The sequence below is a fragment of the Streptomyces sp. WZ-12 genome (assembly GCF_028898845.1).
Classification (GTDB): Bacteria; Actinomycetota; Actinomycetes; order Streptomycetales; family Streptomycetaceae; genus Streptomyces.
This window is the reverse complement of record NZ_CP118574.1, coordinates 818,444-842,794: the sequence shown is the minus strand read 5'-3', so window position 1 is coordinate 842,794 and position 24,351 is coordinate 818,444. Positions and strand designations below refer to the sequence as shown.

Sequence of the window (24,351 nt, the reverse complement as noted above, 5' to 3'; positions counted from 1 at the left end):
AGCGGGACGGCTGAAGCCCCCGGCGCGGGGCCGGGCATCGCTCGACAACTCTCCCTCCCTTGGGTTCTTTATAGGGCGGAAGTGAACGCGGCCTTCAACTCCCGGACGCGTGCGGCACGGTGACGTGCCGCGCCACCGCCGGGAGCGGGAGGCCGCCCTTCCGTGCGCCTATCGTGGCCTCCGTCCCAGGTCAATGCCCCGTTGAAGGCGGGGCGGTGCTGGCCGCCGGCCCGATGTCGGCCCTCCTCTCTCGTTAACTTCCCCGCCCGCGCGCATGTTCCGGCCGAGCGGCCGAAAACCCCTATCCAATCCGACAGTTGACCGAAGAGTCGGATTTCCTTCCGCTCCTCTGTCGGGGGCGCCTCGGCTCGGTCGATGCCTCCCGTGGCGCCCCGAAGGGGTCGCAGAATTCACCGGAGCGTAATGGTTTCGTTGGCCCCGGACTGCCGGAGGCGAACTCGCGGGATCCGGTTAAGGGGGCGATATCTTCAAGGGTGGGCGAGGCGAAACGTGCGGATTTCGTTGGGGGTTCATCGAAAACGCGGCGGGTGTGCAACTCGAAAATGCCCCCGCGCTCGAACGCCGCCCGTGGTCTTTGCGCCACGCGCGGGCGCGAACCCGTTGTTTCGGGCCGGCACTTGTCTCGCTCGGCCGTTCGTGCAAAGCGCTTCGAAGGGCGCGTTCTGCGGGACTGGTCGCGGGTGCGCCGGTCGTCTCATCGGACGCTTTTGCTAGTTCGAATAATTGGGCATCGCACGGGCGATTGGGTGCAGGTGTTTGACGTGGATACCGTGCCGTAACCGTCCTTCGCGGACGCCAGGCAACGCATGGGCCGCGCGCCTGAGCCCTGCCACGGCCGAGCCGGCACCGCGCCGGGTTGATACCGCACTGCCTGGTACCGCACCGGGTTGCCTGGCAACTGACGCTCCCCGTCCGTGCGTTCCTCCCTCCCCGCACCCTCCGTTGTCGGACCCTCGCTCTAGACTCGCTCTCCTAGGGCTCGTTCCCGGGGAGTTGGAGGGGGTGTCCATGAGCGGGGAGTGGTCTGCCGGCGGTGGGTTGCCACCGGTGGCTGCGGCGCGTACGGCCGAGGCGCGGCGCAGCGGGACGTGGTCCTCGGCGCTGTCGACGGGTGAGTTCGCCGCGCTCAGATCGGTGGGCTTCGAGCCGGTCGGGCAGGTGCTGGGCTCGGCCGTGTACCGCGTGGCGGGCGGCGGGACCAACTGGCGCTACTACGACTGCGGCTACGGGTCAGCGGGGTGGTCCGGGCGCGGTTCCGGGCCGGCGCCGGTCGCCGTATCGGGGCAGGGCGCCGCCTCCAAGGCGCTGGTCGACGTGCTGATGGCGGCGCGCCATGCGGCGCTCGCGCGGATGACGGCGGAGTGCACGGCGTTGGGCGGGGACGGTGTGGTGGCCGCGGACCTGACGATGGCCCCGTTCCCCTCGGCGCCCCACTGCTTCGAATTCCAGGTGATCGGCACCGCCGTCCGGGCACAGGGGGACGTGCGGCCGAAGCGCCCCTTCACCACGCACCTGGACGGCCAGGGGTTCGCCAAGCTGATCGACGCGGGGTGGGTGCCGGTCGACCTCCTGGTGGGGCTCGCCATCGGCTCCCGGCACGACGACTGGACCACCCGGCGGCAGAACTGGTTCGCGGCCGGCAATCAGGAGGTCACCGGCTGGAGCCAGTTGGTCGCGCTGACCCGTCATGACGCCCGCCAACGGATCGGCGAGCAGGCATGGCACGCCGGAGCGGACGGCGTGGTGCTGGGCGACAACCGACTGCGGGTCTGGCACGAGGACTGCGTCCGGGCGCGCCGGCGCAACAAGGACTCCGACCAGAAGGACCACGTCGCCGAGGCCACCCTGATAGGCACCTCGGTGGCCGCCTTCACCGTGCGCCGGGAGGCGCAGCCGCGCACCCTGACCGTGATGCCACTGGATCCCGACCGGCGCCGTGCGCGTTCCACGTGACGGCGATCCGCGTGACGAGCTGCCCGCCAACGCAAGGGCCGCCCCCGTCCGCCGCCGTGACCAGTCACCCGGCACCCTTCGCTCCACACCAACCGCCCATCATCACCTCACCACCAGACACTTTCCCGAGGGGGACCGCTGATGACCGCCACCGACCCGACCGCCCAGGGCGTACCGGCCGATGCGATGCGGCGGCTGGCCGAACTCCAGCCCGGCCGGCCGGGGGGCTCGCTCTTCACCAGTGACCTGACGGTCAACGAGTTCCTGCTCGTGCGGGAGGCGGGGTTCCGACCGCTCGGCCTGGTCCTGGGCAGTTCGATCTACCACGTGGGCATCCAGCTCGGCCGTTGGGGAAAGAACCAGGAGCTCACCACGTTGAGCCAGGCCATGTATCACGCCCGGGAGTTGGCCATGACCCGGATGGAGGCCGAGGCGGCACAGCTCGGCGCCGACGGCATCGTGGGCGTGCGGCTCTCCGTCGAGGCGCGGGAGTTCGGCAACGACATCGCCGAGTTCATCGCGATCGGCACCGCGGTCAAGGCGGACGCGCCCGCGCCCGGCGGCAACGGGAGCTGGCGCAACGCCAAGGGGCAGCCGTTCACCTCGGACCTGAGCGGACAGGACTTCTGGACCCTGGTCCGGGCCGGATACGCCCCACTGGGCATGGTGATGGGCACCTGCGTGTACCACATCGCCCACCAGAAGATCGGTTCGATGTTCTCCAACATCGGCAAGAACGTGGAGATCGAGCCGTTCACCCAAGCGCTCTACGACGCCCGGGAGTTGGCGATGGAGCGGATGCAGCGGGAGGCGGAGGAACTGCACGCCGAGGGCATCGTGGGGGTGCAGCTCAACTCCCACAACCACCGCTGGGGCGGGCACACCACCGAGTTCTTCGCCATCGGCACGGCCGTGCGGCCGCTGCGCGACGACCACGTCATCGAACGCCCGACGATGGTGCTGAGCCTGGACGGGTAGGTCCGGTCCGCCCCTGACCCGTCGGACAGGCCGCAGCACGCGATCCGTTGGACCCAGACCGAAACGAAAGGCCGCTGTCGATGTCCTCCCACCTCCCCGTGCCGCCCGAGCCCGGCGGCGAACCCGCCTCGGTCGAGCTGCTCGCCGCCGCACTGCGCCGGGACGCCGCCGATCTGGAGGTGTACGCCCAGGTGCTCACCGGGACGCTGGCGGACGCGCTGCCGCCAGGTTCGGTGGCGATCGAGCGCAAGCGCGGCATGGCCGACCGACTGGCCGGCCGGGAAGGCAAGGTGGTGTGCCTGGACGTCGCGCTGGGCGAGCAGCGTCTGGTGCTGAATCTCACCGGCGGCCGCCCGAGCGGCGAGGTGTGCCGGGAGGTGCGGGGGGTGATCCTCTCCCGGCGCCCGGTGGCGCTGGACGAGTGGGTGCGGGAGCTGGCCGAGGCCATCGCCGCCCGCGCCGAGTCCGACGCCCGGGCCCGGGCGGCGCTGGAGCGGCTGCTGTTGGGCGGGTGACACCCACCGCGGGCACACCGGCGCAGGGGGCGGGCCGAGCCACCCCGATGCCCGGGCCGACCCCGTTGGCCAGGCGTCGACTGTGGCGGCGACACCTGACCAAGTGGCATGTCGACCGCCTGCCTTGTTGGCGTGCGCTGGCTTGTCGGCCTGCGCCGACGGCTCGTTGACGGGAGGTCTCGTGACGGCCCGTAGGGTGGGCGTCGTCGAAGGGGGGTGCACAGGTGGACGGATCGGGCGGGCGGCGGCCCACGATGGCGGACGTCGCGCAGCGGGCGGGGGTGTCACGGGCGCTCGTGTCGATCGTCTTCCGCGACCAGCCGGGAGCGAGCGAGGAGACCCGCCGGCGGGTGCTGCGGGTCGCCGACGAGATCGGCTACCGGCCCGACAGCGCCGCCCGGTTGCTGGCGCGCGGGAGCAGCCGCACGCTCGGCGTGATGTTCACCGTGCACCAGACCTTCCACACCGACCTCATCGAGGGCATCTACCCGGAGGCCGAGCGGCTGGGCTACGACGTGCTGCTGTCCGCCGCCACCGAGGAGCGGAGCCAGGCCAAGGCCGTCGAGGCCCTGCTCGGCCACCGTTGCGAGGGCCTGATCCTGCTCGGTCCGGATGCCGAACCCACCTACCTCGGCGGAGTCGGAGGGCACACCGCCACCGTCTCGATCGGCCACCGGACGCCCCACGCGCGCGTCGACGTCGTGCGCAGCGCCGAGGAGAGCGGCGTGCGCCAGGCCATGGACCACCTGGTGGCGTTGGGGCACCGGCGGATCGTGCACATCGACGGCGGCCGTGGCCCCGGCGCGTCCGAACGCAAAAGCTCCTACCGGGACGCGATGGGCCACCACGGGCTGGCGGCCGAACTCCGGATCATCCCCGGTGAGCACACCGAGCGTTCGGGCGTCGAGGCCGGTCGGCTGCTGCTGAACGAGCGCGACGACGGACGGCCGCTGCCGACCGCCGTCCTCGCCGGCAACGACCGTTGCGCCATGGGCTTGTTGATGGCGCTGACGCGGGCGGGTCTCGCGGTCCCGCGGGACATCTCGATCGTCGGCTACGACGACAGTCACCTCTCCCACCTGATGCCGGTCGGCCTCACCACCGTCCGCCAGGACGCCCGACGGCTGGCCGGGCACGCGGTGCGCTGCGCCGTGCAGCGGCTGGTGGGGCCGGAGTCGGCGCCGCGCGAGGCGGTGGTGGAACCGCGGCTGGTGGTCCGCGAGACCAGCGGACCCGCCCCTCAACCGCCGCGCTGAGCCCGGCAGTCGAGCGGCCCCACGACGCCCGCCGCAGCCACGAAACCCCGTACCGCACACCACACCCCGCATACCGCAACCCAGCCGGAGGCAGCCCCGTGAGCAGTCGCGTCACCCTCATCACGCCCGCGATGAGCCGGTCACTGCGGCAGGCCCGTTTTGGCGACGGCGAGGACGGTGACGCGATCGACGACAGTGCGGCCGCCAGGGCCCGTTCGGCCGCCGGATCGCTGCCCCGGGCCGCCCGGGTGCGCACCTCCCCGAGCGCGCGCTGTCACCAGACGGCCGCCGCGCTCGGTCTCGACGGTACGGACGCGGCCGAGTTGAGCGGTCTCAACGTGGGGCGTTGGACGGGCCGGACCCTCGACGAGGTGGGGGCCGCCGAACCGGAGGCCGTGGGCCGTTGGCTCGCCGACCCGGCGTGCGCGCCGCACGGTGGCGAGTCGGTGCGGGAGCTGTGCGGACGCGTCGCGCGCTGGCTGGACGCGCTGCCCGCGGCCGGCCGGACGCTCGCCGTCGTCGAGCCGGAGGTGGTGCGGGCGGCGGTCGTACACGTCCTCGGCCTGCCCGGGCCGGCCTTCTGGCGGCTGGACGTGCCCCCGTTGACGGCCACGGAACTCAGCGGTCGGGCCGGCCGCTGGAACCTGCGGCTCGGCCAGGCCCTGCCCGCGTCATCGTCCCCGTCATCACCTCCGCGCCCGCCGGACACCGCGGCGGAGCGCTGAGCGTCCCGGCCGGTCCGTCCCCGTACCGCACACGCCCGAGAGGGCCCACGGAAATTCCGGGGCCCTCTGGGGCGTCTGCGGTACGGGCGTCAGTTCTCTTGGCGCGGGCGTTAGTTCTCCACGGGGACCGCTCGGCCGGCGGTGACGGCCTCGGCCCGCGGATGCAGCAGCCGCTCGGCCAACTCGCCGAAGAGGAGGCCGAATCCACCCCACAGCACGGCCTGGATGGCCAGTGCGGAGAGCCGGAACCGCCACAGCAGGGTGGCCGGGAAGTCCGTCGGCACCTCGTTGACGGCCGGCAGGACGGCGTAGGCCACCCCGATCACGACGGCGAAGGCCACCACCGCGACGACGGTCGCGTACCAGGTACCCAACCTCGGTGCCAGGCGCCTGCCCAGGATGCTGGCCGCGAGCGCCAGCAACACGCCGAGCAGCATCATCAGGAAGTACAGGGCGGTGCGTTTGCCGATGGTGTCGGGTTCGCCGACGGACGGCGGATTGGCCGGGTACTTCAGGAACGGCACCACGTACACGGCGAGCAGTGCGCAGCCGGACAGCAGCAGCGCGGTCGCCCGGGGGCCGAAGCGGCCGACGCGGCCGAGCGCGAAGGAGAAGGCGAGGGCGGCGATGCCGCCGAAGGCGACCCCGTAGACCAGTACGCCCGTGGCGAGGCCGGCGGTGGACTGGAGGGAGCGGGAGACGACTGCCATCTCGTGCTCGTGGGAGTGGGCGGCCTCGAACCGGATCGCGCTGTCGACGTTGGGCTCACCGAGGAGATAGGCGACGAGCAGCGCGAGCACGCCGGCTGCGAGGCCGGCGAGCATGCCACGGACGAGGAGGTTTCGGACCGTTGTGGAGTTCATGGGCGTGCGGCGTCCCTCGTGTCAGTGGCAGGGGAAGCCGAGCAGGTGGCGGCCGTCGTGCACCCACTCGTGGATGTCCGTGCCGTTGAAGACGGAGGTGGCGCCCTGCTCGGCGCCGACGAAGTAGAGCAGGACGAGCATCAGGATGCCGAAGAAGATCGCCCAGGGGGCTATCGCCTTGAGCGGCAGTTTGGTGGGTACCGCGGGGGAACCGGCGGTCGGCTGGGCGACGGACTGCGCCATGGCAGGGCCTCCTCTGGGAGTTCGCGTCCCATCTCGGTGGTGCACAGGTCGACGGCTGCGGGTCTGACTCACGGGACGCCCAACGCGTTGGACCGTCCCGCTCACAGTGGCGCGACCGTGCCGGATTCCCACCGGCTTCCGCATGCCGTCGTCAACAATCGCGCCGACGATACCGCGTGGCAGGTGCATGGCCAAGATGCGGGTAACCCGACGTGATCTTCCTCTCGCGCAGGGCTACCGGCCGGCTGGCGGGCGGGTAACTCCTGGCCAGTCCGGCACTGTCACCCGCCGCCGCTCACCCCCGCCCGACGATCCGCGGCAGCTCCGCCAGGAGGTGGCGCAGCCGCTCGACGGGCACCCCGCCGCCCTGCGCGACCTCCTTGGAGCCGCCACCACGGCCGTCCAACACCCGCTTGACGAGAGTGGACGCGTTCAACCCGGCGGCCGTGGCGGCGCCGTTGAGGGCGAGTACGAGGGCGCCGTCGTCGCCGGCTACCGCCGCCAGGCCGGGGCGGTCCGTCGGGAGCCGGTCGCGGACGGCCAGGGCCAGGGCGCGCGCATCGGCGGCCGGGCCCGCCGCGGTGGCGGTGACGACCAGGGTGCCGTTGGCGTCCACGCCGGTGGCGGCCAGCTCCGCGGCCCGCGCCGCGGTGGCCACGGCCTTCAGCCGGGCGTTCTCGCGGTCGGCGGCCTTCAACCGGTCCAGCAGGCCGCCGATCTTCTCCGGCAACTCCGCGCGCGGTGACCCCAGTTGCTCGGCGATCCGGGAGACCAGATCGCGTTCGCGGGCCAGGTAGTCGAAGCCCTCGATGCCCACCGCCGCCTCCAGCCGCCGCATGCCGGCGCCGACCGAGGACTCGCCGGTCAGGGCGACCGTGCCGATCTGCGCGGCGTGCTCGACGTGGGTGCCGCCGCACAGTTCGCGCGACCAGGCGCCGCCGATCTCGACCACCCGCACCTGCTCCCCGTACGTCTCGTCGAACAGGGCGAGCGCGCCGATCTCCTTGGCCTCGGGCAGCGTCATCCACCGCACGCCCACCGGCAGGTCCCTGCGCAGCGCCCGGTTGGCGGCCTCCTCGATCTCGCTGCGGACGGTGGGGGAGAGGGCGCCGCGCCAGGGGAAGTCCAGGCGCAGATAGCCGGGCCGGTTGTAGGAGCCGGACTGCAGGGCCGTCGGGCCGAGGATCTCGCGCAGTGCCGCATGCAGGACGTGGGTGCCGGAGTGGGCCTGTCGGGCGCCCAGCCGCCACTCGGGATCGACCGCGGCGACCACCTCGTCGCCGACGGCCAACTCGCCTGCGGTGACCCGGATTTGATGGGCGATCAGCCCCGCCAGCGGCCGCTGCACGTCGAGGACCTCGGCCTCGGCGGAGGCGCCGGAGAGGCGGCCGGCGTCGCTGTCCTGGCCGCCGGACTCGGCGTAGAAGGGGGAGCGGTCCAGGACGACGGTGACGATCTCGCCCTCGCGGGCGACCGGGACCGGGCCGCCCGCGCCGACCACGCCCAGGACCCGGGCCTCGGCGGTCAGGGATTCCCACGCCCGCCAGTCGGTGGGACCGTGCGCGTCCAGCAGCGAGCGGAGCGCCGAAGTGTCAGCCGTGCCACCGGACTTGCGGGCCCGGGCGTCGGCGCGGGCCCGCTCGCGCTGCTCGTTCATCAGGGTGGTGAAGCCCTCGCGGTCGACCTCGACGCCCTGTTCGGCCGCCATCTCCAGGGTGAGGTCGATGGGGAACCCGTAGGTGTCGTGCAGCAGGAACGCCTGCCCGCCCGGCAGGGTGCGCCCGCCCTCCTCCCGTACCCGGGCGACGGCGGTGTCCAGGACGGCGGTGCCCTGCCGCAACGTGGCGCGGAAGGCGTCCTCCTCCCCGCACGCCTGGTCGGAGATCCGCGCATAGGCGTCCGCGACCTCCGGATAGCTGGGGGCCATGCAGTCCCGCGCCACCGCCAGCAGTTCGGGCAGGGCCGGGTCCTGGTAGCCGAGTTGGCGCATCGAGCGGACGGCTCGGCGGAGGATGCGGCGCAGGACGTAGCCGCGGCCCTCGTTGCCGGGCGCGGTGCCGTCGGCGAGCAGCATCAACGCGGTGCGGACGTGGTCGGCGACCACCCGCAGCCGGACGTCCGTCTGGTGCGCCGCGCCGTAGCGGACCCCGGCGAGTTCCGCGGCGCGGTCGAGGACGGGCCGGGTCTCGTCGATCTCGTAGAGGTTGTCCTTGCCCTGGAGGAGGGTGGCCATCCGCTCCAGGCCCATGCCGGTGTCGATGTTGGGGCGGGGCAGCCGGCCGAGGATCGGGTAGCCGGACTTGCCGGCGCCCTCGCCGCGTTCGTCCTGCATGAACACCAGGTTCCAGAACTCCATGTAGCGGTCCTCGTCGACCGCCGGGCCGCCCGCGCGGCCGAGCGCCGGACCCCGGTCGTAGTACAGCTCCGAACACGGACCGCACGGGCCGGGCACGCCCATCGACCAGAAGTTGTCCTCGTCGCCCCGGGCCACGATCCGCTCGTCGGGCAGCCCCGCGAGCGTGCGCCACAGGCCGCGCGCCTCGTCGTCGGAGTGGTGGACGGTCACCCAGATCTTCTCCGGGTCCAGGCCGTAACCCCCGTCCGCGACCGGGGAGGTGGACAGCTCCCAGGCGAAGGCGATGGCCTGCTCCTTGAAGTAGTCCCCGAAGGAGAAGTTCCCGTTCATCTGGAAGAACGAGCCGTGCCGGGTGGTCTTCCCGACCTCCTCGATGTCGAGCGTGCGCACGCACTTCTGCACGCTGGTCGCCCGCGGCCACGGCGGCTCCTGCTCGCCGGTCAGATAGGGCTTGAACGGGACCATGCCGGCGTTGACGAACAGCAGGGTGGGGTCCGGTGTGGGCAGCGGGGCGCTGGGCACCACGGTGTGCCCGCGGTCGGCGAAGAACGTGAGGAAACGGGAACGGATCTCGGCGGTGCGCACGGTGTGCTCCGAATCGACTCAGGCGGGAACGAGGGCGGGATGCAGCGCGGCGTACTCCAACGGCGCGGACGGGTCGATGGACACGCTCAGTTGGGCCGGGGCGGCGCCCGCGCGCACCAGCAGGTCGCCGACCGCGGCGATCATCGCGCCGTTGTCGGTGCACAACGTCAGCGGCGGCACCCGCAGTTCCACCCCCGCCGCCGCGCACCGCTCCTCCGCGAGCGCCCGGACCCGGGAGTTGGCGGCCACCCCGCCCACCACGACCAGCGTCCCCACCTCGTACTCCCGGCAGGCGGCCAGCGCCTTACGGGTCAACACGTCCGCGACCGCCTCCTGGAGCGAGGCGGCGCCGTCGGCCAACGGGAGCTCCGCGCCGCGGAGTCGGTACGACTCGGCCCAGCGCGCCGCGGCCGTCTTCAGGCCGGAGAACGAGAACGCGTACGGGTCGCCCTTCCCGCTCGTCAGCGGGCGGGGGAAGGCGACGGCGCAGGGGTTTCCGTCCCGGGCCGCCCGGTCGATCGCCGGGCCCCCGGGGTAGGGCAGACCGAAGATCCGGGCCGCCTTGTCGAAGCACTCGCCGGCGGCGTCGTCGATGGTGTCGCCCAGGTGCAGGATCGGATCGCGGACGAGGTCCCGCACCAGCAACAGCGAGGTGTGGCCACCGGAAACGATCAGGACCAGGCACGGATCGGGCAGCGGGCCGTGCTCCAGGGTGTCGGCCGCGACATGGCCCGCCAGGTGATGGACCCCGTAGAGGGGCACCCCGGCCGCGTACGCCAGGCTCTTCGCGCCCGCGAGCCCCACCTGGAGGGCCCCCGACAGGCCGGGGCCGGTGGTGACGGCGACGGCGTCGAGGTCGCTCAGCCGCAGCCCCGCCTGATCCAGGGCCTCCCGCACCACCGGCGTGAAGGAGTGCAGATGGGCGCGGGCGGCGATCTCCGGCACCACCCCGCCGAACCGGGCGTGCTCGGCCATGCTCGACGCCACCGCGTGCGCGAGCAGCCGCCCGTCCGACACGATCCCGGCCCCGGTCTCATCGCACGACGACTCGATACCGAGCACGATCCGGCCCTGCGGCATGGCCACTCCCTCACGACACCCACTCATTGCTCACCCATAGTAATTGCAAGCCATGTGCAATAAGTGTCCGGTCTCCGTGCCCTCACCTCGTCCCGCGCCCGTCCGTCACTCCTCGCGGTCCTCGTCGACCAGGCGCAGCAGATAGGTGTCCATGATCCAGCCGTGCCGGGCCCGTGCCGCACTCCGCAGCCGCCTGATCCGGTCCGCGACCTTGCGCACGGGGCCCGCGACCAGGAGCTCATCGGGCGTGCCGAGAGAGGCGCCCCAGTAGATCCAGACGTCGTCCGTCTCGAACCGGCGGAACGACTCGTGGGCGTCGAGCATGACGACGACGTCCCCGTCGTCGTTGGGGGAGAGCTCCGCGAGCCTGCGGGCGGGGGTGATGTGCACCGGGCGACCGACCTGGTTCACCGTGATGTGGTGGCGGGCGGCCAACGCGGAGACGCTGCTGATGCCGGGGACCACCTCGACCGTGAACGACACCGTGTCCCGCGCCTCGATCTCGTCGAGGATGCCGAGCGTGCTGTCGTACAGGGCCGGATCGCCCCACACCAGGAACGCGCCGGTCCGTCCGGGGGTGAGCTCGTCGGTCACCAGCCGCTCGTAGACGTCCGCGCGGCGGCCGCGCCAGTCATGGACGGCGGCCGTGTAACCGGGGCGGTCCGCGCGGGTGCGGTCGCGCCAGGGGTCGTCCGCCGCCACGACCCGGTAGGGAGCGCGTGCGTGCTCCGCCACCATGTGCTGGCGCAGATCGGTCAGTTGGGCCTTCTGTGGCCCCTTGCCCACGAGGAAGAAGACGTCCGTGCGGGCCATGGCCTTCACCGCGGCCAGGGTCAGGTAGTCGGGTCACCGGCTCCGATGCCGATGACGAGGAGGTGCCGTCGTTCCGTGCTCATGGCACCAGCTTCGCCGTAGCGCGGGGTGCGCCCCGCCCGGGCTCATCGGGAATGGCCGGAAAGCGCGGTTGCGCAGGGCGCTACCGGTCAGACACCCGCGCTCACGCCCCGTCTCCCGACACCGGGTACGGGACGAAGGTGCTGGTGTGCTCGTCGATGTGCAGCGGGCGGCCCAGGGGTGGTGCGGCGCGTTGCGGGCAGTCGAGGCGTTCGCAGACCCGGCAACCCATGCCGATCGGGGTGGCGGTGGCGCCACTGTCGAGGTCCAGGCCGTCGGAGTAGACGAGGCGGTGCGCGTGCCGGATCTCGCAGCCGAGGCCGACGGCGAAGGTCTTGCCCGGTTCGCCCCAGCCGCCGCGGTGCCGGGTGATCGCCCGGGCGGTCCACAAGTACCGCTGCCCGTCCGGCATTTCGGCGATCTGGACGTGGATGCGGCCGGGCGCGGCGAACGCCTCGTAGACGTTCCACAGCGGGCAGGTGCCGCCGGCCCGGGAGAAGTGGAAGCCGGTCGCGGACTGGCGCTTGGACATGTTGCCGGCGCGGTCGACGCGGACGAAGGAGAACGGCACACCGCGCAGGCGCGGGCGTTGCAGGGTGCTCAGGCGGTGGCAGACGGTCTCGTAGCCGAGGCCGTAGCGGTCGGTGAGGCGCTCGATGTCGTACCGCGCCTGCTCCGCCGCGGCGTGGAAGCCGGTGTACGGCAGGACCAGGGCGGCGGCGAAGTAGTTGGCGATGCCGATGCGGGCCAGGGCGTGCGCGGGTGAGCCGGGCGGGAAGTCCTCGGCGGCCTGGGCGTCGAGCCCGTCGCGGTATTCCAGCAGGGCGAGTTGGGTGGCCATCCGGAAGGCGCGCTGGCCGGGCCGCAGGCGGGCCGACAGGTGCAGGGTCCGGGTCGCGTCGTCGTAGTGGTGCAGCCGGTCGTCGGCGTCGTTGGACAGGCGGACGCCGTGACGGTCGGCCAGCCGCGCGGTCAGGACCCGCAGCACGTCACCGGGCCGGATGCCGATCTCCGCGGCCAGGCGCTCGGCCTCGTGGTCGGGCTCGTCCAGGTAGTTCTGCCGGCGGTAGAAGAAGTCCCGGATCTCCTCGTGCGGCGAGATCGGCGCCTCCTGACCGTTGCCGCGGCCACCCTCGCCGCCGACCAGCCGCTCGGCCAGGCGGTGGTTGCGGCGGCCGAGATCGAGCAGGACATGGGCGATCGCCGGCATCCGCGCGGCGAGTTCGGTCAGATCGGCGGTGGCGACCCGGGCCTCGGCGAGCTCGCCGGCCAGCGCCTCGCGCAGGTCCGCGACCAGCCGGGTGGTGTCGCGCTCGGAGAAGAACGTCGGGTCGACGCCGAAGGCTTCGGACAGCCGCAACAGCACCGGGACGGTGAGCGGGCGCGAATCGTGCTCCATCTGGTTCAGATAGCTGCGCGAGATGCCCAACACGCGGGCCAGTTCCGCCTGGTTCATCCGGCGCTCCTCGCGCAGCCGCCGCAGGCGCGCCCCCGCGTACGTCTTGCTCACCGCGTCTCCTCCGCTGTCCAGGTCCCGGTCAGCGTAGGCGAACAGGCCCTCGATGGACGTGTCGCAACGTTGGCAATCGGCCACTGGAAGATTCGCAGAAGTTGGCAAGCATCCACGGTTGTTGGCACTCAGTGTCAGTGTCAGAGTCTGAGTGCGGCCCGCCGGACACCGGCCGGCACCGCCCGGAATCGGGGCCCGATACACCGCCCTGACGTCGGAGATCCCGATGACGGCGGTGCCCCATACCGGCAACATTGCTCAGTTCCGCTACCCGGCAGAACGGCGGGCCGCACCCCAGCAAAGCGAGAAGGCGACACACAGTGCCACGCCAGTTGCCCCCGAAGGCAGCGACGTTGGCATCCCATCCAGACCGAGGAGACGGTGACAGTCATGGCAGACGCGAGGAAGCAGGCGGCCGAGGAACTGGCGCGGCGCTGGGCCACCGACCCCCGGTGGCGGGGCATCGAGCGCACCTACAGTGCCGAGGACGTGATCCGGCTCTCCGGCAGCGTCCGCGAGGAACACACCCTGGCCCGGCGCGGCGCGGAGCGCCTGTGGCGCCAACTGCACGAGCGGGACTACCTCCACGCGCTGGGCGCCCTGACCGGCGGACAGGCCGTGCAGCAGGTCAAGGCCGGACTCCAGGCCATCTACCTCTCCGGCTGGCAGGTCGCCGCCGACGCCAACCAGGCCGGCCACACCTACCCCGACCAGAGCCTGTACCCGGCCAACTCCGTGCCGCAGGTGGTCCGTCGGATCAACAACGCGCTGCTGCGCGCCGACCAGATCGCCACCGCCGAGGACGCCGGCGACACCACCGACTGGCTCGCGCCGATCGTCGCCGACGCGGAGGCGGGCTTCGGCGGCCCGCTCAACGCCTTCGAACTCACCAAGGCGATGATCGCGGCCGGCGCCGCCGGCATCCACTACGAGGACCAGCTCGCCTCCGAGAAGAAGTGCGGCCACCTCGGCGGCAAGGTCCTGGTGCCCACCTCCCAGCACATCCGCACCCTCAACGCGGCCCGCCTGGCCGCCGACCTCGCCGACGTGCCGACCCTCATCGTCGCCCGCACCGACGCCCTCGCCGCCAACCTGCTGACCAGCGACGTCGACGAGCGCGACGCCGAGTTCGTCACCGGAGAGCGCACCGCCGAGGGCTTCTACCGGGTCCGCAACGGCATGGCCCCGGTCATCGCCCGCGGCCTGGCCTACGCCCCCTACGCCGACCTCATCTGGGTCGAGACCGGCACCCCCGACCTGGCGCAGGCCCGCGACTTCGCCGAGGCCGTCCACGCCCGCTACCCGGACCAGATGCTCGCCTACAACTGCTCGCCCTCCTTCAACTGGAAGGCCGCGCTGGACGACGACCAGATCGCCAAGTTCCAGCGCGAACTGGGCGCGATGGGCTACAAGTTCCAGTTCATCACCCTCGCCGGCTTCCACTCCCTCAACCACGGCATGTTCGACCTGGCCCACGGCTACGCCGAGCGCGGCATGACCGCCTACGTCGACCTCCAGGAGAAGGAGTTCGCCGCCCAGGCCGACGGCTTCACCGCCGTCAAGCACCAGCGCGAGGTCGGCACCGGCTACTTCGACCTGGTCTCCACCGCCGTCAACCCCGCCTCCTCCACCACCGCCCTGAGCGGCTCCACGGAGGAGGAGCAGTTCCACTAGGACCGCCCCCGACTCCTCTGGTCCACCTCGGCCGAGCGGGGCGGACGCCTGCCCCGTCCGCCCCGCTCCCCACCCTCCCTCAGGAGAACCCGATGTCCCTCAGCGCACCGCCCCGATCCGTCCGTGTGCTCGCCGCCCCGGGGGCGCGCCACGACGAGGTCCTCACGCCCGAGGCACTGGATTTCGTAGGCCGGCTGACGGCGGCGTTCGCCGAGCGGCGGCGGGACCTGATGAAGGAACGCCGCCGGCAGGCCCTGCGCCTGGCCACCGGTTCCCCGCTCGACTTCCCCCTCGTCACCACCGCCGTCCGCGCCGACCCGACCTGGCGGGTGGCCCCGCCCGCCCCCGGCCTGACCGACCGCCGGGTGGAGATCACCGGACCGCCGGACCGCCGCATGGCCATCAACGCCCTCAACTCCGGCGCCCGCGTGTGGATGGCGGACTTCGAGGACGCCACCGCCCCCACCTGGGACAACGTCATCAACGGGCAGCTGAACCTGCGCGACGCCCTCGACCGCCGGATCGACTTCACCAGCCCCGACGGCAAGGAATACCGGCTCGGCGCCCCCGATCGGCTCGCCACCATCGTCGTCCGCCCGCGCGGCTGGCACCTCGACGAGGAGCACCTTCAGTTCGACGGTGCCCCGGTCCCCGCGGCCCTCGTCGACTTCGGCCTCTACCTCTTCCACTGCGGCCAGCGCCAGATCGACGCCGGCCACGGCCCGTACTTCTACCTGCCGAAGCTGGAGAACCGCTACGAGGCCCGGCTCTGGAACGACATCTTCGTCACCGCCCAGGACCTGCTCGGCATCCCCCGAGGCACCATCCGCGCCACCGTCCTCATCGAGACGATCACCGCCGCGTTCGAGATGGAGGAGATCCTCCACGAACTGCGCGCGCACAGCTCCGGGTTGAACGCGGGCCGCTGGGACTACCTGTTCAGCATGATCAAGACCTTCGGCCACCGCACCGACTTCCAACTGCCGGACCGCGCCAAGGTGACCATGACCGCCCCCTTCATGCGGGCATACACCGAACGGCTCGTCCAGACCTGCCACCGGCGCGGCGCCCACGCCATCGGCGGCATGGCCGCACAGGTGCCGAGCAAGGACCCGGACGCCCACCAGGCCGCGCTCGCCAAGGTCCGACTGGACAAGGAGCGCGAGGCCGAGGACGGCTTCGACGGCTCCTGGGTCGCCCACCCCGGCCTCGTGCCCGTCTGCCGCGAGGTCTTCGACGGAGTCCTCGGGGACCGGCCGCACCAGATCGAGCGGACCCGCGACGACGTGGAGGTCAGCGCGCGGGACCTGCTCTCGGTGCGCCGGATCAGCGGCCCGCCCACCCCGGAGGGGCTGCGCACCAACATCGCCGTCGCGGTGCGCTACTTCGATGCCTGGCTCCGCGGCAGCGGCGCCGTCGCCCTCAACGGCCTGATGGAGGACGCCGCGACCGCCGAGATCGCCCGCGCCCAGGTCTGGCAGTGGCTGCGACACCGCGTCGTCGACCGGGAGACGGTGCTGCACATGCTCGACGAGGAGATCGCCTCCCTCGGCGCCGAGTACCCCTGGGCGTCCTGCGAAGAGGTCCGGGAACTCTTCCAACGCACCGCCCTGACCGCCGAGTTGCCCGCCTTCTTCACGACGGACGCCTACCCCCGCCACCTCGTCCAGCGGGAACTGCCCACCGACGACCGGGGCTGAGGGGCCCGGGTTCGCCGCAGGGGTTGAGGGACCCCGCGCGGCTGCTGTGGAACGGGGCGCGGAGCAGGCCGACAACCTGCCCCGCGCCCCGTCGCGTTCGACGAACGGCCCGCCCCGCCGCGCGGCCCGAACCATCACCCATCCCACCATCCGGATACCCCTTCTCGCGCCTCAAGCCACTCGCTACGCTCCCCTGAGCTGACGTGAGCCAACTTGGGCCGGGCCCGGGTGACTTGAGTCGTTCCGCAGCGGTTTCCGGCAGGGAGGCAGAACGGTGATCGAGGCGGCGGCGCTACCGACGCCCTGGCAGGTCAGGTTCCGCGCGGGTGACAACGAGGGCCTGGCCGACACGCTCAAGGCGGGTGTCGGCGGCACCACCGGCATGCGCCCCCATGAACTGCTGGAGGCGTCCCTGGCCACCTGCATGACCATCTCGGCGTGGATGGCGCTGGCCGAACTGGGCGCCGCCGAGGCCGAGGTGAGCGTCCGGGTCCGCCTGGAGCGCGAGGAGACCGCGACCCGCTTCCACTACGAACTCCTCCTCGCCCCGGAGCTTGAGGCGCACCGCCCCGCGGTCCTCGAACGCCTCGCCTGCTCACCGGTCCGCACGACCCTGAGCAAGCCGCTGTCCTTCGACCCGTCCTGACCCGCGACCGCGCGGCCCGCGTCGACCACGGCCCTCACGACGGCCGCCTCGCACGCCATCCGGCAATCCCCCGCTGCTGACGAACTCCTTGACCACATTGCGCATTTCTCTCGGCATTACTCCTCCGCGGACGGATGTGGGTGGATGCGGTCGGAGCTGAAATGACGTTTCCGGAAAGTGGCAAGGGTGAGCGGCCCTATTGTTTCGCCCCCGATGTTTCGCCCCCGATCCGAGAAGAGGTCGGCGCCGGCGAGCACGAACTCGCCGAACCGTTAAGTCGTATGGAAGTACGGGCCGACCTGCGGCGTATCACTCTCACACCTTGCGTCAGCCCGAAACAAGACGATTCCCCCGAATTTGCTCTCCTGTGATACGGATTTCGCTGATACGCTCCACAGCGTCCAGCCGCCCCGAACGGTTGGCGCAGCCGGCGACCAGGTCCAGCAACCCGCGGACAAAGGGCTTCCGGGTACCGGTCGCCGGGGCCAATTGGCCAGTATTCCGGCACGATTTCCCTCGCAACGGAGCGAGCATTCCATGCCCGATGAAATGTCCTCCCTACCTGGCCCCCGGCTCGGCGCCGCGCGGGTCGGCGGGCCTCAGCCGCTCTCCGCGGGCGTACGGGACACAGCGGACCTCCCGCGGCACGACGGGCCGCACCCGCCCGCCGCATCAGCCGAACCCCCCAGGCGCGACGGCCCCGTTGACGTCGGCGCGGCGCGCACCGCTGCCATGGTCGAGGCGACCGCCGCGCTGCACGAGGGGCTCGGGCGGCTGTGCCCGGACACCCCGGGCCCGGCACTCAGCGCCGAACTGATGGGCCGGGAGGGGGGTGTTCCCCCCGACGACGCCGACTCCACGCAACGCGACCTCCGGCTACACGCGGCCCTGATCTCACCGGTGCGCCACCTCCTCGACGCCGGTGGCAAGCGTTGGCGCGCCCATCTCATGGCCCGCGTCCTGGAGATCTACGGCGTCAGCCCGCACCACTACGCCGAACTCATCGCGGCCTGCGAAATGGGGCACGCCGGTTCGCTGATGGTCGACGACGTGGAGGACACCTCACCGGTCCGGCGCGGAAGTCCGGCGGCCCACATGCTCTTCGGCGAGGCCACCGCCATCAACGCGGGAACCGCGGCCTACTTCAGCGTCGACCGGGCCATCCGGCGCTGCTTCCCCGGCGACGCCGAACTCCGCCTGGCGGTCTACGAGACCTACCTCGCCAACCTGCGCGCCACCCACGCCGGGCAGGCCCTGGACATCCAAGGCCACCAAAAGGAGATGACCGCGGCGCTGGCCACCGGCGACCCGGAGCCGCTGCTGAACATGCTGACGCTCACCCACCGGCTGAAGACCGGCGCCCAGGTCCGTGCGGTGTGCGAGATCGCCTCCCTCGCCGGGCGTGCCACCCCCCAACAGCGTTCCGCGCTGGGGGAGTTCGGCGAGGCCGTCGGTCTCGCCTACCAGATCACCGACGACGTGAGCGACCTGCGCGGTGTGATACATCGCGACCGGGCCACCAAGCGCGTGGCCGAGGACCTGCACAACGCCAAGGTCACCTTCCCGCTGGCCCACACGGTGACGCTGCTGCCGCGCGACGAGGCGGAAACCCTCTGGCGCACCTTGCAGGCCGAGCCGGACGAGCGCGCCGTACGCCGCGCGGCCCGGACGATCGACGCCAGCGGAGCCGTCCAACGGTGCGAGGAGCAGGCAACCGCACTGCTGGACCAGGCATGGACCGCCGTGCGGCCGTACCTCCCCGACTCCCCACACACCGCCGCACTCGCCGAGGCGGCCACCGCCGTCGTCCACCGCACGTGGAACACCTGACACGGATACCTCCGCACGGCCCGCGCCCGGGGTGCGACTAGCCCGACGGTAACAAAATAGTTCGGATGCCGATACAATTGAGGGGTGGGAGAGCCTCAAGCCGTGGAGCAGGGGGAAGCGTGACCGATCAGCCGATGCCTCGATCCCGCTCCGCGCTACAGGCACTGTCCCGCGAGCGGCCGCGACCGCAGCGCATCCGCGCCTACCCCCATGCTTGGTGGCTGGCGGTGGCGACGGTCTGTTTCGGGGCCTTCATGGGGCAACTCGACGCCAGCATCGTGACGCTGACCTACGGCAGCCTGCGGGCCGAGTTCGGCGCCTCGTTGGCCGCGGTGGAGTGGGTGTCTCTGGCGTACCTGCTGACATTGGTCGCGCTGCTCGTACCGATGGGCCGGCTGTCGGACGCCCACGGCCGCAAGCTGATGTACCTCTACGGATTCGTGGTCTTCACGGTGGCATCAGCCGCCTGCGGCCTGGCCCCCGGGCTCGGCGCACTGGTGGGCTTCCGGGTCCTCCAGGCAGCCGGGGCGGCACTGATGCAGGCCAACAGCGTGGCCCTGGTGGCCACGAGCGCACCACCGAACCGCATGCGGACCGCGCTGGGCGTCCAGGCCGCGGCGCAGGCGCTCGGCCTGGCACTGGGCCCGACCGTGGGCGGCGCCCTGGTCTCGACGTTGGGTTGGCGCTGGGTGTTCGGCGTCAACGTGCCCATAGGGCTGGTGGCCCTGATCGCCGGGCACTACCTGCTGCCCAGGACGCGCGCCCACCACCGCACCCCGGGGTTCGACTGGGCGGGGTTGGGACTGTTGGCCCTGGCGACGACCTCCGCACTGTTGGGGGTCTCGGCCGCCTCCGGGCTCCCGGTGCCTGGCTGGGGCGTCGCCCTGCTGTTCGTCGTGGCCGGCGCAGCGGGATGGGCCTTCGTCGTCCGGCAGCGCCGCGCCGCCGCTCCGCTGTTGGACCTGGCGCTGCTGCGGGTGCGGACGGTCTCGGCCGGGTTGGTCGGTGCGCTGTGCGGCTACCTGGTCCTCTTCGGCCCGCTGGTCCTGGTGCCGATCGCACTGACGACGGGCGGCACGCCGGAACTGGTCGCCGGACTGGTGCTGACGGCACTGCCCGCCGGCTTCGCCCTGGGCGCGACCGCCGCCGACCGCCTGTTGCCCACCGGCATGTCCGACCGCGGTCGCTGCCTCCTCGGCGCGCTGGTGTGCGTCGGCGCGCTGGCCGCGATGCTCGCCGTCCCGATGGCGCCCGGGACCCTGCCCCCCGTCCTCGTCCTGCTGGGCCTGGGGCTCGGCACGTTCACGCCGGCCAACAACGCGCTGATCATGGGCGCGATTCCGACCGGCTCCTCGGGCACCGGCGGGGGCCTGGTGAACATGGCCCGCGGCCTGGGCACCGCGCTCGGCGTCGCGCTGGTCACCCTCGCCCTGCACGTGGCTCCGCTCGGCGCCACCGGCCTGAACGGTGCGCGCTGGGCGTTGCTGGTCCTGCTGGCCGCGGCGGTGCTCTCCGCTGTCGCCGCCGCACTGGGCCCCCGGAACGCCCGACAGTCCGCCGCCGAGCCGCACCGCCAGGCCGGCCGCACCGCCAACCACGGCGAACGGCATCCGGACCGCAGCTGAGCGGCGGGGTGAGCCGGTCATCTCGCCGTCGAGGGAGGGCTGTTGACCTCTGGGCGCCCCAACGAGGAGTAGCAGGGCAGGCCCAACCCACGCACGGCGCACCCGGAGCTCCGGCTACGTGCCGGCCTCGTCGCCTTCGAGATGCCCGGCGATGCGGAGCAGGGCGGGCAGGGCGGCGCGGACGGCTGCGCGATCCGCCTCGCCGAGCGCGCCCAGCGCGTCGTCGAGGCGGCGTTCATGAGCGTCGGTCCAGGCAGTGAGCTGGGTCCGGCCGGCCTCGGTGAGGGTGACGACGGAGGCCCGGCGATCGGACGGATTGACGCCCCGGGCCACCAGCCCGGAATTGATCATCTGGCCGATCAGCCCGCTGACGGTGCTGGCGGCGAGGCGCTGACGGGCGGCGAGATCGCTCACCCGGGCCGGGGAGTGCTCCGCGAGGACCTGGAGCAACTCGACCTGGGCCATGGGGAGTTGCTCCCACGGATAGTCCGTGCGGATGGAGGCGCGCAGCGCGCGACGCAGTCGGGTCACGGCCTCGGTGAGCAGACGGGCATCCGTGGAACCCTCGGAGGGCGAGGCCGGTGGGCAATCGGGGCGGGACTGACGTGGCATGGGAGGACTTTAACCGCGGAGTCCGGTGCGACGACCAAGAGCTTCGGTGCCCGATGTATTGTCGAGCGGTCCCGCACCGGAACATTTCCGGGTCTGACGTCGAGAGTGGTCGAGTTGATGGTTCTGGCATATCTGCCGAGTCCTTCGCAGGGGGTCTGGCACCTGGGTCCGGTGCCGATCAGGGCCTACGCGCTCTGCATCATCGCGGGGATCTTCGCGGCGGTGTGGCTCACCCGCCGCCGATGGGCCGCGCGCGGCGGCGTCGCCGATGACATCGCCGATATCGCCGTGTGGGCCGTGCCGTTCGGCCTGCTCGGCGGGCGTCTCTACCACGTCATCACCGACCCGGAGCTGTACTTCGGCGCCGGTCGCGAGCCCATCCGCGCCCTGTACGTCTGGGACGGCGGCCTGGGCATCCCTGGGGCCGTCGCACTCGGGGCGTTCGGTGCCTGGCTGGGCTGCCGTCGACGCGGCATCAAAATGGCGGACTTCGCCGACGCCGCCGCGCCCGGCCTGGTGCTGGCCCAGGCAATGGGCCGGTGGGGCAACTACTTCAACCAGGAACTCTTCGGCGGCCCCACCTCACTGCCGTGGAAGCTGCTCATCGACCCCGCGCACCGACCGCCCGGCTACGAGAACGTCGCGTTCTACCACCCCACGTTCCTGTACGAGTCGTTGTGGGACGTCGGCGTGATGGCCCTGCTGCTCTGGCTCGACCGCCGCTACCGGCTCCGCAACGGCCGGTTGTTCGCCTGCTACGTCCTGGCCTACACGGCCGGCCGGGCCTGGATCGAGGCGCTGCGCATCGACCACGCCAACCACTTCCTCGGCCTGCGCCTCAACGACTGGGTCTCCCTCGCGCTCTTCCTCGCGGCGGCGGTCTACCTGATCGCCACCCGGCGCCGGCAGCGCGACGCGTCCGAGAAGACGGCCGGGGGCGACGACGCGTGACCCCATGAGGCGCGCCGCGCCGGGCGTTTGCGGATCGGCGTTGGCGTTGGTTGTCGGATGGGACAGTGGCGGTCGACTTGCAGTCGGCCGCCACGTTGGCTTTCCCCCCCGACTGTCCCCTCGCTCAGGCGGTCGTCGGCTGTTCCGAGTCGGCCGGCCCGCTCGTCCTGGCCATCCCGGCCATCCCGGCCGGCTCGTTTGGCTCGTCGGCGAGGTAGGGCGGGGCGGGCTCGTACTGGATGTAGCGGCGCACGGCACGGGCGTGGTCGCGGCCGTGCAGCCGGCCGATCAGCCACAGCGCCATGTCGATTCCGGCGGACACGCCCTGGCTGGTGGCCAGTTGGCCGTCGACGACGTAGCGCGCGTCGCGGACCACGGTGATGTCTCCGCGCGCTTGAAGGGCGTCCTCGAACGCATGGTGCGTGGCCACCCGGCGGCCACGGGCCGGGCCCGCCTCGTGCAGCAGCAGAGCACCGGTGCACACACTGGTGGTCCAGGCAGACCGGGCGGAGGTCCGGCGGATCCACTCGATGAGCGCGGGGTTGGACACCTGGGTGCGGGTGCCGTTCCCACCGGGCACGAGCAGCACGTCGAGCGGCGGATGATCGTCGAAGGTGCGGTCGGGCAACACCCGCAGACCCTTGTTGCAGCGGACGGTGCCTGGCCGTTCGGCGATCAGCACAGCGGTGTCCCGCTGCGCGCCGCCCTGTTGCTCGCGGAGCATGGCGGAGGAGGTGAAGACCTCCCAGGGGCCGACGAAGTCCAGTTCCTCGGCTCCGTCGAACACCAACAGCCCGTAGGTCGTGCCGTGCGCGCCAGGCGCCCTGCGCGTCGTCATGCGTACTCCTTGATGGTTCGGAATCTATCCCGGTATGCGGACGGCGCGACGCCGACCTGTCGGTGGAAGGAACGCCGCAGCGTCTCCGCGGTGCCGAAGCCGCAGCGACGCGCGATGACCTCGACCGACTCCTCGCCGTCGACCAGGGCCCGACGCGCGGCCTCCACGCGCACCCGTTCCACGAACGCCGCGGGAGGGATGCCGAGTTCGGCGGCGAAGCGGCGCTGTAGGTGACGAGGGCTCAGGCCCGCGTGCCCGGCGAGATCGGCGATCCCGTGCCGAGCCCCGGGATCCGCATGGATCGCCGAGACCACGGCCCGGACCGGATCGCTGGACGGCTGGCGCGACCACAGCGGCACGCTGAACTGTGACTGGCCGCCGGGCCGACGCAGGAAGAGCACCAGTTCCTGGGCGACGGCATGGGCGATGTCCCGGCCCACGTCCTCCTCCACCAGGGCCAGCGCGAGATCCATGCCGGCCGTCACGCCGGCCGAGGTCCACACCCGCCCGTCCCTGATGAAGATCGGGTCGCAGTCCACCCGCAGTTGCGGGTACTGCCGGGCGAGTTGGTCGGCCCGGGACCAATGGGTGGTGACCCGGCGCCCCTCGACGAGCCCGGCGGCCGCCAACAGGAACACCCCGCTGCACACCGACGTCACGCGGCGGGCCGAGGCCCCGGCCGCGGCGACCCACTCGACCAGCGCGCCGTCCCGCACCGCGCGGTCCACGCCGTGGCCGCCCGTGACCACCAGGGTGTCGATGCCACGCGGGTCGAGAGCGTCCACACCGTATCCGGCGTGGACGGACAGTCCGCTGGACGGCCGCACCGGCCCGGCGCCGGGCGCCAGGACTTGGCAGTCATAACCACCCACCAGCGTCCCCGCGTACTGGAACACCTCATGCGGGCCCACCAGATCCAATGCCTGGAACCCGTCGAAAATCACAAACACGATGCGGCGTTGGTGCACGTCCTCAGCCTGCTCGCCCCGATCAACGGCGTCAACGACAGGCATCCCACGATTCGCGCCATCGCGCGCCTCACCCTCTCGACAACACCCGAGTCCTCTCGACAACGTCCAAGGACCAGGGACCACTTCGCGACGGGGCCCTGGCGCAAGGGCCGACGCGGAGGCCGTACACAACGCGCTTCCAGCAGCGGAATCGCTGAGTGATGTCCGCAGGTGTGTCGGAAGATGAGGGGGAATTGGCCCGAGTGTTGGAGCCAGGCGGCGCCCGCCGGTCGGGGAGCTCGGAGGAACACGGAGACCGGGGCGTCGTCAGGTCGTTTGAGGGGACGTCCACAGGCGACTGGCGGCCGCGGTGGCCCTGTCGTTCGCGATGTTCTTCGTGCTGCTGATCGCCGAGTTGGTCTTCTGAGGCCGGCGTGCGGGAGAAGGGGAACGGTGCTGCGTGTGGTGGGGGAGGCGCCGCACGCCGGAGCCTGGCTAAGGTCCGGTTGTAGCCCCGCTCGTTGGGCGCGCACCGCTGGCGGGCGA

At 72.1% G+C, this 24,351-nt stretch carries 19 protein-coding genes, 1 pseudogene and 1 riboswitch; of the genes and pseudogenes, 11 read left to right on the top strand and 9 right to left on the bottom strand.

Annotated features, from left to right (window positions below):
- The first annotated feature begins 1,029 nt into the window (after positions 1–1,029).
- The 5 genes from PV796_RS03275 (at position 1,030) to PV796_RS03255 (ending at position 5,448) form a co-directional block, all read left to right on the top strand.
- A complete protein-coding gene (locus PV796_RS03275) occupies positions 1,030–1,974 on the top strand; it encodes a heavy metal-binding domain-containing protein (protein ID WP_274911300.1) in 945 nt (314 codons plus the stop codon).
- Positions 1,975–2,115: 141 nt separating this feature from the next.
- On the top strand, positions 2,116–2,952 hold the full coding sequence (locus PV796_RS03270; RefSeq protein WP_274911299.1) for a heavy metal-binding domain-containing protein: 837 nt from the start codon (positions 2,116–2,118) through the stop codon (positions 2,950–2,952).
- Positions 2,953–3,032: 80 nt separating this feature from the next.
- On the top strand, positions 3,033–3,467 hold the full coding sequence (locus PV796_RS03265; protein WP_274911297.1) for a hypothetical protein: 435 nt from the start codon (positions 3,033–3,035) through the stop codon (positions 3,465–3,467).
- 254 nt (positions 3,468–3,721) lie between these two features.
- Positions 3,722–4,723: a LacI family DNA-binding transcriptional regulator gene (locus tag PV796_RS03260; RefSeq protein ID WP_274918843.1), complete on the top strand. Its 1,002-nt coding sequence runs from the start codon at positions 3,722–3,724 to the stop codon at positions 4,721–4,723.
- Positions 4,724–4,821: 98 nt separating this feature from the next.
- Complete coding sequence (locus PV796_RS03255; RefSeq protein ID WP_274911296.1) at positions 4,822–5,448, top strand: histidine phosphatase family protein; 627 nt, start codon at positions 4,822–4,824, stop codon at positions 5,446–5,448.
- Positions 5,449–5,558: 110 nt separating this feature from the next.
- Here the strand turns inward: PV796_RS03255 and PV796_RS03250 are convergent, their stop codons facing one another.
- The 6 genes and pseudogenes from PV796_RS03250 to PV796_RS03225 all read right to left on the bottom strand — a co-directional run bounded on the left by PV796_RS03250 (position 5,559) and on the right by PV796_RS03225 (position 12,979).
- A complete protein-coding gene (locus PV796_RS03250; protein WP_274911294.1) occupies positions 5,559–6,311 on the bottom strand; it encodes a CbtA family protein in 753 nt (250 codons plus the stop codon).
- A gap of 21 nt (positions 6,312–6,332) precedes the next feature.
- A complete protein-coding gene (locus tag PV796_RS03245; protein WP_274911293.1) occupies positions 6,333–6,554 on the bottom strand; it encodes a CbtB domain-containing protein in 222 nt (73 codons plus the stop codon).
- Positions 6,555–6,590: 36 nt separating this feature from the next.
- Positions 6,591–6,746: riboswitch (cobalamin riboswitch) on the bottom strand.
- A 103-nt stretch (positions 6,747–6,849) separates the two neighbouring features.
- Positions 6,850–9,495: an alanine--tRNA ligase gene (gene alaS, locus PV796_RS03240; RefSeq protein WP_274911292.1), complete on the bottom strand. Its 2,646-nt coding sequence runs from the start codon at positions 9,493–9,495 to the stop codon at positions 6,850–6,852.
- Positions 9,496–9,513: 18 nt separating this feature from the next.
- Positions 9,514–10,575 (bottom strand): tRNA (adenosine(37)-N6)-threonylcarbamoyltransferase complex transferase subunit TsaD, encoded by a 1,062-nt coding sequence (gene tsaD / locus PV796_RS03235; protein WP_274911291.1) that lies wholly within the window; start codon positions 10,573–10,575, stop codon positions 9,514–9,516.
- A gap of 105 nt (positions 10,576–10,680) precedes the next feature.
- Positions 10,681–11,471 (bottom strand): annotated as a pseudogene (gene cobF / locus PV796_RS03230) (precorrin-6A synthase (deacetylating)).
- 101 nt (positions 11,472–11,572) lie between these two features.
- On the bottom strand, positions 11,573–12,979 hold the full coding sequence (locus PV796_RS03225) for a short-chain fatty acyl-CoA regulator family protein (RefSeq protein ID WP_274911290.1): 1,407 nt from the start codon (positions 12,977–12,979) through the stop codon (positions 11,573–11,575).
- A gap of 390 nt (positions 12,980–13,369) precedes the next feature.
- Between PV796_RS03225 and aceA the strand changes: the two genes are divergently transcribed.
- The 5 genes from aceA to PV796_RS03200 all read left to right on the top strand — a co-directional run bounded on the left by aceA (position 13,370) and on the right by PV796_RS03200 (position 20,454).
- Positions 13,370–14,653 (top strand): isocitrate lyase, encoded by a 1,284-nt coding sequence (gene aceA, locus PV796_RS03220; protein WP_274911288.1) that lies wholly within the window; start codon positions 13,370–13,372, stop codon positions 14,651–14,653.
- Between the two features lie 92 nt (positions 14,654–14,745).
- Positions 14,746–16,353, top strand: a complete 1,608-nt coding sequence (gene aceB / locus PV796_RS03215) for a malate synthase A (protein ID WP_274911286.1) — start codon at positions 14,746–14,748, stop codon at positions 16,351–16,353.
- A 274-nt stretch (positions 16,354–16,627) separates the two neighbouring features.
- A complete protein-coding gene (locus PV796_RS03210) occupies positions 16,628–16,999 on the top strand; it encodes an OsmC family protein (protein ID WP_274911285.1) in 372 nt (123 codons plus the stop codon).
- Positions 17,000–17,536: 537 nt separating this feature from the next.
- On the top strand, positions 17,537–18,829 hold the full coding sequence (locus PV796_RS03205) for a polyprenyl synthetase family protein (protein WP_274911284.1): 1,293 nt from the start codon (positions 17,537–17,539) through the stop codon (positions 18,827–18,829).
- Between the two features lie 134 nt (positions 18,830–18,963).
- Complete coding sequence (locus PV796_RS03200) at positions 18,964–20,454, top strand: MFS transporter (protein WP_342456951.1); 1,491 nt, start codon at positions 18,964–18,966, stop codon at positions 20,452–20,454.
- A gap of 114 nt (positions 20,455–20,568) precedes the next feature.
- Here PV796_RS03200 and PV796_RS03195 read toward each other — a convergent pair whose 3' ends face one another.
- Positions 20,569–21,066 (bottom strand): MarR family winged helix-turn-helix transcriptional regulator, encoded by a 498-nt coding sequence (locus PV796_RS03195; protein ID WP_274911280.1) that lies wholly within the window; start codon positions 21,064–21,066, stop codon positions 20,569–20,571.
- A gap of 117 nt (positions 21,067–21,183) precedes the next feature.
- Here PV796_RS03195 and lgt point away from each other — a divergent pair, with 117 nt between their 5' ends.
- Positions 21,184–22,017 (top strand): prolipoprotein diacylglyceryl transferase, encoded by an 834-nt coding sequence (gene lgt / locus PV796_RS03190; protein WP_274911279.1) that lies wholly within the window; start codon positions 21,184–21,186, stop codon positions 22,015–22,017.
- Positions 22,018–22,141: 124 nt separating this feature from the next.
- Here the strand turns inward: lgt and PV796_RS03185 are convergent, their stop codons facing one another.
- A complete protein-coding gene (locus tag PV796_RS03185) occupies positions 22,142–22,855 on the bottom strand; it encodes a DJ-1/PfpI family protein (protein WP_274911278.1) in 714 nt (237 codons plus the stop codon).
- The gene (locus PV796_RS03180; protein ID WP_446750670.1) at positions 22,852–23,823 is read right to left on the bottom strand and encodes a GlxA family transcriptional regulator; all 972 of its coding nucleotides are present in this window, start codon (positions 23,821–23,823) and stop codon (positions 22,852–22,854) included. The genes PV796_RS03185 and PV796_RS03180 overlap by 4 nt, the downstream gene beginning before the upstream one ends.
- Between the last annotated feature and the right edge of the window lie 528 nt (positions 23,824–24,351).

Bases quoted from the DNA above. Each gene is read 5' to 3' on its own strand.
- lgt (WP_274911279.1), top strand. From the start codon at position 21,184: ATGGTTCTGGCATATCTGCCGAGTCCTTCGCAGGGGGTCTGGCACCTG.
- PV796_RS03245 (WP_274911293.1), bottom strand. From the start codon at position 6,554: ATGGCGCAGTCCGTCGCCCAGCCGACCGCCGGTTCCCCCGCGGTACCC.
- PV796_RS03205 (WP_274911284.1), top strand. From the start codon at position 17,537: ATGCCCGATGAAATGTCCTCCCTACCTGGCCCCCGGCTCGGCGCCGCG.
- aceA (WP_274911288.1), top strand. From the start codon at position 13,370: ATGGCAGACGCGAGGAAGCAGGCGGCCGAGGAACTGGCGCGGCGCTGG.
- PV796_RS03265 (WP_274911297.1), top strand. From the start codon at position 3,033: ATGTCCTCCCACCTCCCCGTGCCGCCCGAGCCCGGCGGCGAACCCGCC.
- aceB (WP_274911286.1), top strand. From the start codon at position 14,746: ATGTCCCTCAGCGCACCGCCCCGATCCGTCCGTGTGCTCGCCGCCCCG.
- PV796_RS03250 (WP_274911294.1), bottom strand. From the start codon at position 6,311: ATGAACTCCACAACGGTCCGAAACCTCCTCGTCCGTGGCATGCTCGCC.
- PV796_RS03260 (WP_274918843.1), top strand. From the start codon at position 3,722: ATGGCGGACGTCGCGCAGCGGGCGGGGGTGTCACGGGCGCTCGTGTCG.
- PV796_RS03275 (WP_274911300.1), top strand. From the start codon at position 1,030: ATGAGCGGGGAGTGGTCTGCCGGCGGTGGGTTGCCACCGGTGGCTGCG.
- PV796_RS03185 (WP_274911278.1), bottom strand. From the start codon at position 22,855: ATGACGACGCGCAGGGCGCCTGGCGCGCACGGCACGACCTACGGGCTG.
- PV796_RS03270 (WP_274911299.1), top strand. From the start codon at position 2,116: ATGACCGCCACCGACCCGACCGCCCAGGGCGTACCGGCCGATGCGATG.
- PV796_RS03200 (WP_342456951.1), top strand. From the start codon at position 18,964: ATGCCTCGATCCCGCTCCGCGCTACAGGCACTGTCCCGCGAGCGGCCG.
- PV796_RS03195 (WP_274911280.1), bottom strand. From the start codon at position 21,066: ATGCCACGTCAGTCCCGCCCCGATTGCCCACCGGCCTCGCCCTCCGAG.
- tsaD (WP_274911291.1), bottom strand. From the start codon at position 10,575: ATGCCGCAGGGCCGGATCGTGCTCGGTATCGAGTCGTCGTGCGATGAG.